At 61.1% G+C, this 13,512-nt stretch carries 14 protein-coding genes; 13 read left to right on the forward strand and 1 reads right to left on the reverse strand.

The genetic code is table 11. The features are described 5' to 3' along the window. Positions 1-174: 174 nt before the first annotated feature. Positions 175-651, reverse strand: coding sequence for a preQ(1) synthase (queF, locus tag BLV09_RS05635; RefSeq protein WP_146686580.1), 477 nt, complete (start codon positions 649-651; stop codon positions 175-177). Between the two features lie 134 nt (positions 652-785). Between queF and eno the strand changes: the two genes are divergently transcribed. The 13 genes from eno (at position 786) to lpdA (ending at position 13,432) form a co-directional block, all read left to right on the forward strand. After that, complete coding sequence (gene eno / locus BLV09_RS05640; protein WP_146686581.1) at positions 786-2,069, forward strand: phosphopyruvate hydratase; 1,284 nt, start codon at positions 786-788, stop codon at positions 2,067-2,069. A gap of 44 nt (positions 2,070-2,113) precedes the next feature. Beyond that, entirely contained in the window at positions 2,114-3,295 is a 1,182-nt protein-coding gene (locus BLV09_RS05645) for an NADH:flavin oxidoreductase/NADH oxidase (RefSeq protein WP_146686582.1), read from the forward strand. Between the two features lie 46 nt (positions 3,296-3,341). Then, positions 3,342-4,487: a zinc-binding dehydrogenase gene (locus BLV09_RS05650; RefSeq protein ID WP_146686583.1), complete on the forward strand. Its 1,146-nt coding sequence runs from the start codon at positions 3,342-3,344 to the stop codon at positions 4,485-4,487. Positions 4,488-4,633: 146 nt separating this feature from the next. After that, positions 4,634-5,629, forward strand: a complete 996-nt coding sequence (locus BLV09_RS05655) for an MBL fold metallo-hydrolase (RefSeq protein WP_146686584.1) — start codon at positions 4,634-4,636, stop codon at positions 5,627-5,629. A 162-nt stretch (positions 5,630-5,791) separates the two neighbouring features. Further along, a complete protein-coding gene (locus tag BLV09_RS05660) occupies positions 5,792-6,346 on the forward strand; it encodes an NADPH-dependent FMN reductase (protein ID WP_146686585.1) in 555 nt (184 codons plus the stop codon). Positions 6,347-6,454: 108 nt separating this feature from the next. Beyond that, positions 6,455-6,769 carry an FtsB family cell division protein gene (locus tag BLV09_RS05665; RefSeq protein ID WP_100381994.1) on the forward strand — a complete coding sequence of 105 codons (315 nt, stop codon included), beginning with the start codon at positions 6,455-6,457 and terminating at the stop codon, positions 6,767-6,769. Positions 6,770-6,978: 209 nt separating this feature from the next. Beyond that, the gene (gene pdhA / locus BLV09_RS05670) at positions 6,979-8,001 is read left to right on the forward strand and encodes a pyruvate dehydrogenase (acetyl-transferring) E1 component subunit alpha (protein ID WP_100381993.1); all 1,023 of its coding nucleotides are present in this window, start codon (positions 6,979-6,981) and stop codon (positions 7,999-8,001) included. Positions 8,002-8,028: 27 nt separating this feature from the next. Beyond that, positions 8,029-9,441 (forward strand): pyruvate dehydrogenase complex E1 component subunit beta, encoded by a 1,413-nt coding sequence (locus tag BLV09_RS05675; RefSeq protein ID WP_146686586.1) that lies wholly within the window; start codon positions 8,029-8,031, stop codon positions 9,439-9,441. Positions 9,442-9,444: 3 nt separating this feature from the next. Further along, complete coding sequence (locus BLV09_RS05680; RefSeq protein WP_100381991.1) at positions 9,445-9,750, forward strand: DUF5076 domain-containing protein; 306 nt, start codon at positions 9,445-9,447, stop codon at positions 9,748-9,750. Positions 9,751-9,752: 2 nt separating this feature from the next. Next, positions 9,753-11,105 carry a pyruvate dehydrogenase complex dihydrolipoamide acetyltransferase gene (locus BLV09_RS05685; RefSeq protein WP_146686587.1) on the forward strand — a complete coding sequence of 451 codons (1,353 nt, stop codon included), beginning with the start codon at positions 9,753-9,755 and terminating at the stop codon, positions 11,103-11,105. A 2-nt stretch (positions 11,106-11,107) separates the two neighbouring features. Next, positions 11,108-11,488 (forward strand): tautomerase family protein, encoded by a 381-nt coding sequence (locus BLV09_RS05690; protein WP_146686588.1) that lies wholly within the window; start codon positions 11,108-11,110, stop codon positions 11,486-11,488. Between the two features lie 29 nt (positions 11,489-11,517). Beyond that, positions 11,518-11,946, forward strand: a complete 429-nt coding sequence (locus BLV09_RS05695) for a hypothetical protein (RefSeq protein WP_167558631.1) — start codon at positions 11,518-11,520, stop codon at positions 11,944-11,946. A gap of 64 nt (positions 11,947-12,010) precedes the next feature. Then, a complete protein-coding gene (lpdA, locus tag BLV09_RS05700; RefSeq protein ID WP_146686590.1) occupies positions 12,011-13,432 on the forward strand; it encodes a dihydrolipoyl dehydrogenase in 1,422 nt (473 codons plus the stop codon). Positions 13,433-13,512 lie beyond the last annotated feature (80 nt).

The raw sequence follows: 13,512 nt of genomic DNA on the forward strand, positions 1-13,512 counted from the left end.
TTCATTCTGTTAAGGTCTGTCTGAGCGTCAAAAGTCGCCCCCTGTTCGTTCTCCGTGAACAAAACGGAATCATCGCGTAGGGCCGTGACGACGTTCATCAACCGTATCGACCGTCTGATGGCCGCTCCGCCCTGCGACGGCTCCAAGCAGACCTGCACAAACCTGCGAACGCGATCAGCCCCGCCCGCGATAGGGCGCGACGCCCTGTTCAGGCACCCACATGCCCTTCGGCAATCTGCCGGTCTGCCAGAATACGTCGATCGGAATGCCGCCGCGCGGATACCAGTAGCCGCCAATCCGCAGCCATTTCGGTTTGATTTCCGACGAGATCCTCTTGCCGATCGCGACCGTGCAGTCCTCATGGAATGCGCCGTGATTGCGGAAACTTGCGACGTACAGTTTGAGGGATTTCGACTCCAGCAGCCACTGGCCCGGCACGTAGTCGATCACCAGATGCGCGAAATCCGGCTGGCCGGTAATAGGGCAAAGCGAGGTGAATTCCGGCGCCGTGAACCGCACCACGTAATTGGTATCGGCTTGTGGATTTGGAACACGGTCGAGCTTTGCTCGTTCTGGCGTATCGGGCCATTCCACGGCACGGCCGAGCTGCAACCCCTCCGATTTTGACGATTTGCGCGGTGTTTTCGACATGGTGGTCTCCGTTGGCGCGGTATTAGCCAATTGTGACATCAACGTCACGCGATGAGGCGGCCTTTTCCGCACCCGTGCGTTGCTGTAGAAGCGGCGCCAAGCGCCCATTCCTTCCATTTTCCAAAGAGGCTCCCATGACCGCTATCGTCGACATCATCGGCCGCGAAATTCTCGATAGCCGCGGCAATCCGACCATCGAGGTCGATGTGGTGCTGGAAGATGGTTCGCTGGGGCGGGCGGCGGTACCGTCAGGCGCTTCCACCGGCGCCCATGAGGCGGTCGAACTGCGCGATGGCGACAACAATCGCTATCTCGGCAAGGGCGTCCGGAAAGCCGTTGAAGCCGTGAACGGCGAAATCTTTGAAGCCCTGGATGATATGGCGGCCGAGGAGCAGGTGCAGATCGACCAGGTCATGATCGATCTCGACGGCACGCCGAACAAGAGCCGGCTTGGCGCCAATGCCATCCTGGGTGTCTCGCTCGCGGTCGCCAAGGCGGCAGCGGAGTCCTTCGATATGCCGCTCTATCGCTATGTCGGCGGCACCTCGGCGCGGACCTTGCCGGTTCCGATGATGAACATCATCAACGGTGGCGTGCACGCCGACAACCCGATCGATTTCCAGGAATTCATGATCCTGCCGGTCGGCGCCAAGACGTTCGCGGAAGCGCTGCGCTGCGGCTCGGAGATTTTCCACACGTTGCGCGGTGAATTGAAAAAGGCCGGTCACAACACCAATGTCGGCGACGAGGGCGGCTTCGCGCCGAACCTGCCGTCCGCCGACGCAGCGCTCGAATTCGTCATGGCTGCGATCGGCAAGGCTGGCTACAAGGCGGGCACCGACGTCATGTTGGGCCTGGATTGCGCGGCCACCGAATTCTTCAAGGACGGTTCTTACGTCTATGGCGGTGAGAACAAGACGCGCTCGCGTTCCGAACAGGCGAAATATCTTGCCGATCTCGCTGCGCGTTATCCGATCGTTTCGATCGAGGACGGCATGTCTGAAGACGACATGGAGGGCTGGAAAGAGCTGACCGATCTCATCGGTGATAAGTGTCAGCTGGTCGGCGACGATCTGTTCGTCACCAACGTGATCCGGCTCGCCGACGGCATCAAGAACGGCCGCGCCAACTCCATCCTGGTCAAGGTCAACCAGATCGGTACGCTGACGGAAACACTCAGCGCGATCGAGATGGCCTACAAGGCCGGCTATACTGCGGTCATGTCGCATCGGTCCGGCGAAACCGAGGATTCCACCATCTCCGATCTCGCGGTCGCCACCAACTGCGGTCAGATCAAGACCGGTTCGCTGGCGCGCTCCGATCGCACCGCCAAGTACAACCAGTTGCTGCGGATCGAGCAGGAGTTGGGAAGCCAGGCGAAATATGCCGGCAGGGCGGCGTTGAAAGCGCTTGCCTAGAACGGAGAGGACGCTCGATCATTGCGGCCGAGGGACCAAACGCGATGACGCAACCCCTGCTGTTTTCTCCGCTCGATATCAGGGGTGTGCGCCTGAAGAACCGCGTCGTGGTCGCGCCGATGCATCAATATTCGGCGGTTGAAGGATTTGCGACCGACTGGCATCTCGTCAACGTCGGCAAATATGCCCAAGGCGGCGCGGGCCTCGTCATCATGGAATCGACCAAGGTGGCGCGCAACGGCTGCGGCACCGTCGGCGATGTCGGGCTCTGGGATGACGCGTTTATTCCGAACCTTGCGCGCTGCGCGGCTTTCATCAAGGCGCACGGCGCCGTTGCCGGGATCCAGCTTGGTCACGCCGGCCGCAAGGCGCGGCTTTCGCGCCCATGGGAAGGCGGCAAGCCGCTGCGTGGCGATGAGCCCGGCATCTTCGACTGGGAGGGATGGGAATTGGTGGCGCCGAGCGCGGTGCCGCACACCGAGAAATCGCCGCCCCCGCGCGCGCTGTCCCATAACGAAATACGCGATCTCGCGGTGAAGTGGAGCGAGGCGGCGGCGCGCGCCGATGCAGCCGGTTTCGATGTGCTGGAGATTCACGGCGCCCATGGCTACCTGATCCATCAATTCCTGTCGCCCGTCGCCAACGTCAGAACCGACCAATATGGTGGCTCCGAACTCAACCGCATGCGGTTTGCGATCGAGGTGGCCGAATGCGTCCGCGCGGTTTGGCCGGCGGACAAGCCGTTGTTCATGCGTCTTTCCTGTGAGGACGATGCAGGCTGGGGACCGGATGAAAGCGTGCGGTTGGCGAAGCTGCTCAAGGCGCAGGGTGTCGATGTGATCGATTGCTCTTCCGGCGGCACGCTGGCCTATTCACCCAGCGATAGCGTGCGCGCCCAGAAATACGGCTACCAGGTCCCCTATGCCGAGAAAATTCGCAACGAGGCCGACATCATGACCATGGCGGTCGGGCATATCGTGCACGCCGACCAGGCGGAGGCAATCCTGCAAGAAGGCCGTGCCGACCTGACCGCACTCGCCCGCGAGATCATCTACAATCCAAACTGGCCGATGGACGCGGCACAGAAACTCGGCGCCGATCCCAATTTCGATCTTGTGCCGCCGCCTTATTCCTATTGGCTCGGCAAGCGCGCTAAATCGGCCTTCGAAGGCAAGCCATCGACATGGACTGCCGGGCTCGCAGATCGCGGCAACACAAAGCTTTGATAACGATAGACGCTCCGGTCAAAGACCGGGCAGAGGGAGGTTCACCGTGAGTTCCGAGAATCATCAAACCGGACTTCAGTTACGCTCGTTGATCAAGAAGAGCGGCGAACTCGAGATATCCTTGGCCAACGTGCCGACGCCCGAACCGGCGGAGGATGAAATTGTCGTCCGCGTCGAGGCTACGCCGATCAATCCGTCAGACCTCGGGCTTCTGATCGGCGCTGCCGATATGACCACGGCCAAATCCTCCGGCTCGAAAGACGCGCCGGTGGTCACCGCGAAAGTCCCGGAAGCGGCGATGAAAGCCATGGCCGGACGGCTCGATGAATCCATGCCGGTCGGTAATGAGGGCGCCGGTGTCGTGATCAAGACCGGTTCGTCCGATGCAGCCAAAGCCCTGATGGGCAAGACCGTCGCCATGATCGGCGGCGCAATGTACGTGCAATACCGTTGCCTGAAGGCGCGCGACGTGCTGGTGCTGCCGGAAGGAGCGACGCCGGCAGACGGCGCTTCCTGTTTCGTCAATCCGCTGACCGCGCTCGGCATGACCGAAACCATGCGGCGGGAAGGCCACAAGGCGCTGGTGCATACCGCGGCCGCATCCAATCTGGGGCAGATGCTCAACAGGATCTGCATCAAGGACGGCATCGCGCTCGTCAATATCGTCCGCAGTTCGCAGCAGGCAGACATTCTACGAAAGATCGGCGCGAAATATGTGGTCGACTCCTCTGCACCCACTTTCATGGACGATCTGACCAATGCTCTGGTCGAGACCGGTGCGACGCTGGCGTTTGACGCCATCGGCGGCGGCAAACTTGCTGGCCAGATTCTCACCTGCATGGAGATTGCCGCCAACAAGACCGCCAAGGTCTACAGCCGTTATGGATCAACCGTGCATAAGCAGGTCTACATCTATGGCAGCCTCGATCCCGGCCCGGTCGAGTTGAACAGGGCATTCGGCATGGCCTGGGGCGTTGGCGGCTGGCTGTTGTTTCCGTTCCTGCAAAAGATCGGTCGCGCCGACGGCGAGCGGCTGCGCCAGCGCGTTGCCGCCGAGCTCAAGACCACGTTTGCCAGCCATTACACCAAGGTGGTGTCGCTGCAGGAGGCGCTACAGCTTTCGAACATCGCCGCCTATGCCAAGCGTGCGACCGGCGAAAAGTACCTGATCAATCCGAACAAGGGCGGATGAGGTTCGGCGGACGGCGCGACCGGTCATGTAACGTAAGTCTTACTCGCGCACAGGGCGAGGCGACTTGCGTTCTGCTGGCAACGAGGGGACATTCGCGCCGCGAACGCACGCGAAACACAACGCGTGGAGGATGGGAGAAATTCGCTATGACTGATCTGAACCGTCGTCATCTTTTGGCCGGCGCCGCCGTAGCCGGTGCTGCAAGTGCTTTGACTTCGCTGGGGACCCCTGCGCGCGCCTCGGTGCCGGCCGCCGGCGCGCAAGCGCCCGGTTTCTACCGCTACAAGGTCGGGACTTACGAATGCACCTCGATCAATGACGGTGCGCGGTCGTTTCCGATGCCCGATACGTTCGTGACCAACGTACCAAAGGCCAAGGCGCTGGAGGCGTCGGAAGAGGCTTACATGCCGAAGGGCATGGTCACGGTGCCGTTCAACCCGCAGCTAATCAACACCGGCAGCAAGCTGATCCTGATCGATACCGGCAACGGTGTCGCCAATCTCGAACCGGCCAAGGGCGCGGTCGGACGCACGTTGCAAAATCTTGCCGCCGCCGGCGTCGATCCCAAGAGCATCGATGTCGTGCTACTGTCACATTTGCATCCGGATCACACCAACGGCATCCGTGCCGCCGACGGTTCGATGGCCTTCCCGAATGCCGAGATCATGGCGCCGTCGGTTGACTGGGCTTTCTGGACCAGCGATGAAAATGCCGCCAAGGCGAAGTCGGATCTGATGAAGAATTATTTCGCCAATGTGAAAAAGACCTTTGCCGGCATCGAGTCCAAGGTGACGAAGTATGACTGGGGCAAGGAAGTTGCGCCCGGCATCACCTCGATCGAAGCGCCGGGCCACACGCCCGGTCATACCGCTTTCGCAATCGCCTCCGGCAATTCGAAAATCCTGATTCAGTCCGACGTCACCAACATTCCCGAGTTCTTCCTGCGCAATCCGGATTGGCACGTGATGTATGACGAGAATCCCGAGCTGGCGCAGAAAACCCGTCACAAATTCTACGACATGGCGTCGGCGGAGAAAGCAACCGTGGTGGGCTTCCATTTCACCTTCCCCTGCATCGGCCATGTCGAGAAGGACGGCGCGAAGTACCGTCTGGTGCCGTCGGCCTGGAATCCGGTGATCTGATCGTCGCTGCGAGAGATTTGATAGGGCAGGCCGTCCCGATGGGGCGGCCTGTTTTTACGGAGGCGATAAGTGTCGCCAGCAATTTCGGCATTCATGCACTTGCATCATTATTGGATTTGGCTAGGTTGGCGGCAATCGTTCAGCACCTGAAGGGGATCTCTCATGGCCACTCATCACGTCGTCGTTATCGCCGGCAGTCTCCGCAAGGAAAGCTTCACCCTTAAAATCGCCAACGCGCTGACCAAGTTGGCGCCCGATACGCTGAAGCTCGACGTGGTCACGTTGCATGACATCTCGTTCTTCAATCAGGACCTGGAATCCGCACCGCCGGCCGATTGGGTGGCTTTCCGTGAGAAGATTCAGAAATCGAGCGGCGTCCTGTTCGTCACGCCCGAATACAACCGTTCGATCCCCGGCGTCTTGAAGAATGCCATCGACGTGGCCTCGCGCCCCTACGGCAAAAGCTCGTTCCTCGGCAAGCCGGTCGGCATCATCAGCAATTCGCCGGGTCCGCTCGGCGGCGTCAGCGCGGCCAAGCATTTACAGAATATCCTGCCTGGTATTTCCGGTCCGATCATGGGCCAGCCGGAAATCTATCTGAACGGCGTCGGCGACGCGTTCGACGACAAGGGCGAACTGATCAAGGAATCGCTCCTGGCGGTGCTGAAGCAATATATCGACGCCTATGCGGCCTTCGTGAGCCGGCATCACCGGTAGGCAGAGCGCGTATTCCGCCGAAGCCTGCCTCTCGGGCTTGATTAATGGGGTATGCGGCGGCTTCGTCTTTTAGGATTCCGTTAACCGGACCGTCGCATCCTCCGCTCCATGGTCTCTCGCAGCCGACTCAAATCCGTGCTCACGGGGCTCGCCCTCTATGCGATGGCGGCAGCCCTGATCGGCTATTTCGGTGTCAACGCCTACACCGGCAAATACGGATTGAACGCGCAGCAGGAACTTGACCAGGAAATCATCGCGCTGACATCCGAACTGGCGCGGCTGAAGCAGGAGCGGGCCGAGGGCGAGCAGCGTGTCTCGCTGCTGCGATCCGACCGGGTCGACCCCGACATGCTCGACGAGCGGGCACGCTATCAGCTCGACTACGTCAATCCGCACGATCTGGTCCGGATCAAGCCGAACTAGCCCCGGCGCGTTCTCCTCACGCGAACCTGTCCCGCCTCGCTTTAGAGGCGTTACAGTCGTCTAATTTCAAAACTTCGCGAAATCGATCACGAAAATTTCGCGTCGCATTGCAGTGCGGCATAGTGAAATCTTCGCAGGTGCACGCAATCCTTTCATGGCGGTTTGAGTTGGGTTAGAGAGGGCGATCCACTCTCTCATCCGGAATTGCCATGGCCGCACCCAAAAAAACCGCCGCGAAAGAATCAGGGCAGGACAAAGGGAGCGACTCCCCGCCGGAATTCACCAGAGAGCAGGAACTGGTCGCGCTGCGCGACATGCTGCTGATCCGGCGATTTGAGGAAAAGGCCGGCCAGCTCTACGGCATGGGAGCGATCGGCGGTTTCTGTCATCTCTATATCGGTCAGGAAGCGGTCGTTGTCGGCATGCAGATGGCCCTCAAAAAGGGCGATCAGGTCATAACGGGATACCGCGACCACGGGCACATGTTGGCCTGCGGGATGGAGGCCAAAGGCGTGATGGCCGAGCTCACCGGCCGTCACGGTGGCTATTCCAAGGGCAAGGGCGGCTCCATGCACATGTTCAGCAAGGAGAAGAATTTCTTCGGCGGCCACGGCATCGTCGGCGCGCAGGTGTCGCTCGGCACCGGCCTTGCTTTCGCCAACCGCTACCGCGGCAATGATTTTGTCAGCCTGGCCTATTTCGGCGACGGCGCCTCGAACCAGGGTCAGGTCTACGAGAGCTTCAACATGGCGGAGCTGTGGAAGCTTCCGGTGATCTATGTCATCGAGAACAACCGCTACGCGATGGGCACGTCGGTAACGCGCTCTTCGGCGCAGACCGATTTCTCCAAGCGCGGCATCTCCTTCAACATTCCGGGCAAGCAAGTCGACGGCATGGATGTCCGTGCGGTGAAGGCCGCCGGTGACGAGGCCGTCGCCTGGTGCCGCGAGGGCAAGGGGCCATTTATCCTGGAAATGCAGACCTACCGCTATCGCGGCCACTCGATGTCGGATCCGGCGAAATACCGCACGCGCGAGGAGGTCGAGAAGGTCCGTCACGATCAGGACCCGATCGAGCAGGTTCGCAACCGGCTGCTGGCGGCCGGCATGAGCGAGCAGGAATTGAAGGCCATCGACGCCGAGGTGCGCGAGATCGTCAACAATGCTGCAGATTTCGCGCAGCACGATCCCGAGCCCGAGCCGTCCGAACTTTACACTGATATCTATCGCTAAGAGCGCAAGCTGACTTTCGGAGCTGATATGCCAATTCAAGTGCTGATGCCTGCGCTGTCACCCACCATGGAAAAGGGCAACCTTGCCAAGTGGCTGAAGAAGGAGGGCGAGACGATCAAGTCGGGCGATGTCATCGCCGAGATCGAGACCGACAAGGCGACGATGGAAGTCGAGGCCACCGATGAGGGTACGCTCGGCAAGATCCTGATCCCGGAGGGCACCGCCGACGTTGCCGTCAACACGCCGATCGCCACCATTCTCGCCGATGGCGAGAGTGCTTCCGATCTCGGCAGGGCCGCGCCAGCAAAGGCCGCGGAGTCCGCGCCGCCGGCGGCAGCCAAGACTGATGGGAAAACTGAAGCGCCTCAGCCCAAGGATGACGCCCAAACCGGGGCTAAAGCGCCCTCGGCGCCAAAGGCCGTTACCGAGCCCGATCCGGAGGTGCCGGAAGGCACCGAGATGGTGACCATGACGATCCGCGAAGCCTTGCGCGACGCCATGGCCGAAGAAATGCGCCGCGACCCCGACGTGTTCCTGATGGGTGAGGAAGTCGCGGAATATCAGGGCGCCTACAAGATCAGCCAGGGATTGCTGGAGGAATTCGGCGCCAAGCGCGTGATCGATACGCCGATTACCGAGCACGGCTTTGCCGGCATCGGCATTGGCGCGGCGATGTCGGGGCTAAAGCCGATCGTCGAATTCATGACCTTCAACTTCGCCATGCAGGCGATGGACCAGATCATCAATTCCGCGGCGAAGACGCTGTACATGTCCGGCGGACAGATGGGCTGCTCGATCGTGTTCCGCGGACCGAATGGCGCCGCGGCCCGCGTCGCGGCCCAGCACAGCCAGGATTATTCGGCCTGGTATTCGCAAATTCCGGGACTGAAGGTGATCGCGCCGTTCTCGGCCGCTGATTACAAGGGCCTCCTGAAAGCCGCGATTCGCGATCCCAATCCGGTGATCTTCCTCGAAAACGAAGTTCTCTACGGCCATTCCGGCGAAGTCCCGAAGCTCGACGATTATGTGGTGCCGATCGGCAAGGCGCGCGTGGTGCGCTCCGGCAATCACGTCACCATCATCTCGTGGTCGAACGGCATGACCTACGCGCTGAAGGCGGCCGAAGAGCTTGCCAAGGACGGCATCGAGGCCGAAGTGGTCGACCTGCGTACGCTGCGCCCGATGGATACCGACACGATCGTCGCCTCCGTGAAAAAGACCGGCCGCGCGGTGACGGTGGAAGAGGGCTGGCAGCAAAACGGTGTCGGCGCCGAAATTGCGGCGCGCCTGATGGAGCACGCGTTCGATTACCTCGATGCACCGGTAGCGCGGGTGTCGGGCAAGGACGTGCCGATGCCGTACGCGGCCAACCTTGAAAAGCTGGCATTGCCTTCGGTGGCCGAGGTGGTCGAAGCCGCCAAAGCCGTTTGCTATCGGTGAATCATGGCCGGTCCCAAGGAGCAGCCATTGCCTCCAGACGTCATGGGTCGCGATGATGCCACGGAAGTGCTGCGCGCATTCGTCCTCGATGGCGGACTTTCCATCGCGTTCACGCGCGCATTCGAGGAGCCGGACATGTGGGGCCTGCTTCTGGTCGATGTCGCACGCCATGCCGCCCGCGCCTATGCGCGCGAGAGCGCCTACACCGAGGAAGAGGCGCTGACGCGCATCGTAGACATGTTCGAAGCCGAAATCGCGCGGCCGACCGACACGGGCAGCACCACGCCGCGGTCGCAACAAGGTCACTGACAATGCCAACCAACATTCTTATGCCTGCGCTGTCGCCCACGATGGAAAAGGGAAACCTTGCCAAGTGGCTCAAGAAAGAAGGCGACAAGGTCAAGTCCGGCGACGTGATCGCGGAGATCGAGACCGACAAGGCGACCATGGAGGTCGAAGCGGTCGATGAAGGCACGCTGGCCAGGATCGTCGTGCCGGAAGGTACCCAGGACGTTGCCGTGAACGACGTGATCGCGGTGCTCGCCGGCGATGGCGAAGACGTCAAAGCCGCAGGCGCTGCGCCCCAACCAAAGGCCGAAGCCAAATCCGAGGCGAAGCCCGAAGCCAAAGCGGAAGCTCCGAAGCAAGAAGCGCCTCCGGCTGCGGTGAAAGCACCGGCGCCGGCTTCTGCGCCACCGGCTCAGGCCAAGCCGTCCGCGCCGCAGGCCAACGGCCACGACCGCACGTTTTCCTCACCGCTGGCCCGACGCCTCGCCAAGGAGGCCGGCATCGAGCTTGCGCGCATCAATGGCAGCGGTCCGCATGGCCGCATTATCGCGCGCGACGTCGAAGAGGCGAAATCCGGCAAGGGACTGAAGGCACCTGCTGCTGCACCGGCCGGCGCACCCGCGCTGGCGCAGTCGATGTCGGACAAACAGATTCTCGCGCTGTTCGAACCAGGCAGCTACGAGATCGTGCCGCATGACGGCATGCGGCGCACCATCGCCCAGCGCCTGACGGCGTCGGTGCAGACGGTTCCGCATTTCTACCTGACGATCGACTGCGATATCGGCAAGCTGCTGGCGGCCCGCGAGGAGATCAATGCCTCCGCGCCGAAGGACAAGGAGAAGAAGCCGCTCTACAAGCTTTCGGTCAACGACTTCGTCATCAAGGCGATGGCGGTCGCGCTGCAACGCATTCCCGATTGCAACGTCAGCTGGACCGACGGCGGCATGCTGAAGCACAAGCATTCCGATATCGGCGTCGCGGTTGCGATGCCCGGCGGCCTGATCACCCCGATCATTCGAAGCGCCGAGACGAAATCACTGTCGACGATTTCAGGCGAGATGAAGGATTTCGCGGCGCGGGCGAGGGCGCGCAAACTCAAGCTCGAGGAATATCAGGGTGGCACCACGGCGATATCCAATCTCGGTATGTATGGGATCAAGGATTTCACGGCCGTGATCAATCCGCCGCACGCCACTATCCTGGCGGTGGGCACCAGCGAGGAGCGTGCGGTGGTGAGAGGCGGCAAGATCGAGATCGCCAACATCATGAGCGTGACCCTGTCCTGCGATCATCGCGCGGTCGACGGCGCACTGGGCGCGGAACTGATCGGCGCCTTCAAGATGCTGATCGAAAATCCGGTCATGATGATGGTGTAGGGATGCCGCTCGTCCGCGTTGCGTTGCGCCGGGGAAAGTCCGCCGACTACAAGCGGGCGATCGGGGAGGGCGTCTACAAAGCGATGCGCGAAAGCTTTGGCGTGCCGGAGGGAGACCGCTTCGTCGTCGTGTCCCAACACGATGAGAGTGAATTCCAGTTCAGCAGGACCTATCTCGATATCCCGCGGACGGACGATCTGGTCATCATTCAGATTACCGCCAACAACACCCGCACCGTCGAACAGAAGAAAGCATTGTTCGCGCGCATCGCGGAATTGCTGGCGGCCGAGCCGGGTCTGCGCAAAGAAGATGTCTTCATCAACCTGGTTGAAGTCGCCAAGGAAAACTGGTCGTTCGGCAATGGTATCGCGCAATATGCGTGAGCCTTCCCTCGTTGATTGCTAAGGGCGTCATGCGGCTCGCGGGAATTTTCATCCTGGCCTTTGTCATTTCCGCCATTTCCGGTGTGGCCGCCCATGCCGCGGTGTCGCTGCTGCCGGATTGGGACGATGCCGCCGGCCGCGGCCTGGGCGAGGCCTTCCGGCTGCTGCTGACCGCCATCTACGTGATCCTGGGAATGATCCTCTACGGCCTTGCCGTCTGGCGCCGGAATCGCGAGCGGCGGCTGAAGCGCGTACTTTATATCCTGTTGCTGGTGCCGTTTCTGGTCGTCGTTCTCGGTCTCATCGACAACGGCGTCCATCGCATCGACTGGCTGCGCGAAAGCGTGGGCATGGTGCAGATGTTCGTTCCGCTGTGGAGCGTCGCGCTGGCACAATGGCTGATCCTGCATATATACCTGTCGCGGCAGACTAGGCTTGCGAAAGCCGCTTCCACATGAGCATTGAGCACCTTGAATCGACGCGGCGGTCGCAGACGATCGCTTGAGCTAACGGGAGCCTGAAATGGCCGATACACCCTTCGACATCATCATCATCGGTTCTGGCCCCGGCGGTTACGTCACGGCCATTCGTGCAGCCCAGCTCGGCTACAAGACCGCGATTGTCGAGAAATCCTATCTCGGAGGCATCTGCCTGAACTGGGGCTGTATCCCGACCAAAGCGCTGCTCCGCTCAGCGGAAATTTTCCATTATATGCAGCATGCGAAGGATTACGGTCTTTCTGCCGACAACGTGTCGTTCGACCCCAAAGCGGTGGTGCAGCGCTCGCGCGGCGTCTCGAAGCGCCTGAACGACGGCGTCGGCTTCCTGATGAAGAAGAACAAGGTCACGGTGATCTGGGGTGACGCTTCGATCGACGCGCCCGGCAAGATCACGGTGAAGAAATCCGCGGCCGAGGCGCCGAAGGGTGCGCTGGGCGAGGGCGCCTATCAGGCCAAGCACATCATCATCGCCACCGGTGCGCGGCCGCGCGTGCTGCCGGGACTTGAGCCCGACAAGAAACTGATCTGGACCTATTTTGAAGCGATGGTGCCGGACAAGATGCCGAAGTCGCTGCTGGTGGTGGGCTCCGGCGCGATCGGCATCGAGTTCGCGTCGTTCTTCCACACCATGGGCGCCGACGTGACGGTGGTCGAGGTGCTGCCGCAGATCCTCCCGGTCGAGGATGCCGAGATCGCGGGCCTGGCGCGCAAGCGGTTCGAGAAGCAAGGCATCAAGATTCTCACCGACACCAAGGTGATGAAGCTCGAGAAAAACAGCGACAGCGTCGTCGCCACCATCGACGATGGCAAGGGCAAGCCGCAAACGGTCGAGTTCGACCGGGTGATTTCGGCCGTCGGCGTGGTCGGCAATATCGAGAATCTGGGATTGGAGAAGCTCGGCGTCAAAACCGACCGCGGCTGTATCGTGATCGACGGCTATTGCAAGACCAACGTTCCGGGCATCTACGCCATCGGCGATGTCGCGGGCCCGCCGATGCTGGCGCATAAGGCTGAGCATGAGGGCGTGATCTGCGTCGAGGCCATCAAGGGCCTGCATCCGCACGCCATGGACAAGCTCCTGATTCCCGGCTGCACTTACTGCAATCCGCAGGTCGCATCGGTTGGTCTCACCGAAGCAAAAGCGAAAGAAGGCGGCCGCGAGATTCGCGTCGGCCGTTTCCCGTTCGTCGGCAACGGCAAGGCGATTGCGCTGGGCGAGGACCAGGGATTGGTCAAGGTGGTCTTTGACAAGAAAACCGGTCAGTTGCTCGGCGCGCATATGATCGGCGCCGAAGTCACCGAGCTGATCCAGGGCTACGTGGTCGCCATGAACCTGGAGACCACGGAAGAAGAGCTGATGCACACCGTGTTCCCGCACCCGACCTTGTCCGAAATGATGAAGGAAGCGGTGCTGGACGCCTATGGCCGAGTCCTGAACATTTAGGGCACGATACCGAAAAGCACGGCCTCAGGCCTCGCCTGGGGAGGAAACCGTTTCCGGCAGGATCATGCCGCAACGACAAA

Origin of the sequence: Bradyrhizobium canariense (assembly GCF_900105125.1) — a bacterium.
Taxonomy (GTDB): Bacteria; Pseudomonadota; Alphaproteobacteria; order Rhizobiales; family Xanthobacteraceae; genus Bradyrhizobium; species Bradyrhizobium canariense_A.

What these genes read in the sequence shown, in the direction of transcription:
- queF (WP_146686580.1), bottom strand. Translation starts at nt 651, where the DNA reads ATGTCGAAAACACCGCGCAAATCGTCAAAATCGGAGGGGTTGCAGCTC.
- eno (WP_146686581.1), top strand. Translation starts at nt 786, where the DNA reads ATGACCGCTATCGTCGACATCATCGGCCGCGAAATTCTCGATAGCCGC.
- BLV09_RS05645 (WP_146686582.1), top strand. Translation starts at nt 2,114, where the DNA reads ATGACGCAACCCCTGCTGTTTTCTCCGCTCGATATCAGGGGTGTGCGC.
- BLV09_RS05655 (WP_146686584.1), top strand. Translation starts at nt 4,634, where the DNA reads ATGACTGATCTGAACCGTCGTCATCTTTTGGCCGGCGCCGCCGTAGCC.
- BLV09_RS05660 (WP_146686585.1), top strand. Translation starts at nt 5,792, where the DNA reads ATGGCCACTCATCACGTCGTCGTTATCGCCGGCAGTCTCCGCAAGGAA.
- BLV09_RS05665 (WP_100381994.1), top strand. Translation starts at nt 6,455, where the DNA reads ATGGTCTCTCGCAGCCGACTCAAATCCGTGCTCACGGGGCTCGCCCTC.
- pdhA (WP_100381993.1), top strand. Translation starts at nt 6,979, where the DNA reads ATGGCCGCACCCAAAAAAACCGCCGCGAAAGAATCAGGGCAGGACAAA.
- BLV09_RS05675 (WP_146686586.1), top strand. Translation starts at nt 8,029, where the DNA reads ATGCCAATTCAAGTGCTGATGCCTGCGCTGTCACCCACCATGGAAAAG.
- BLV09_RS05680 (WP_100381991.1), top strand. Translation starts at nt 9,445, where the DNA reads ATGGCCGGTCCCAAGGAGCAGCCATTGCCTCCAGACGTCATGGGTCGC.
- BLV09_RS05685 (WP_146686587.1), top strand. Translation starts at nt 9,753, where the DNA reads ATGCCAACCAACATTCTTATGCCTGCGCTGTCGCCCACGATGGAAAAG.
- BLV09_RS05690 (WP_146686588.1), top strand. Translation starts at nt 11,108, where the DNA reads ATGCCGCTCGTCCGCGTTGCGTTGCGCCGGGGAAAGTCCGCCGACTAC.
- BLV09_RS05695 (WP_167558631.1), top strand. Translation starts at nt 11,518, where the DNA reads ATGCGGCTCGCGGGAATTTTCATCCTGGCCTTTGTCATTTCCGCCATT.
- lpdA (WP_146686590.1), top strand. Translation starts at nt 12,011, where the DNA reads ATGGCCGATACACCCTTCGACATCATCATCATCGGTTCTGGCCCCGGC.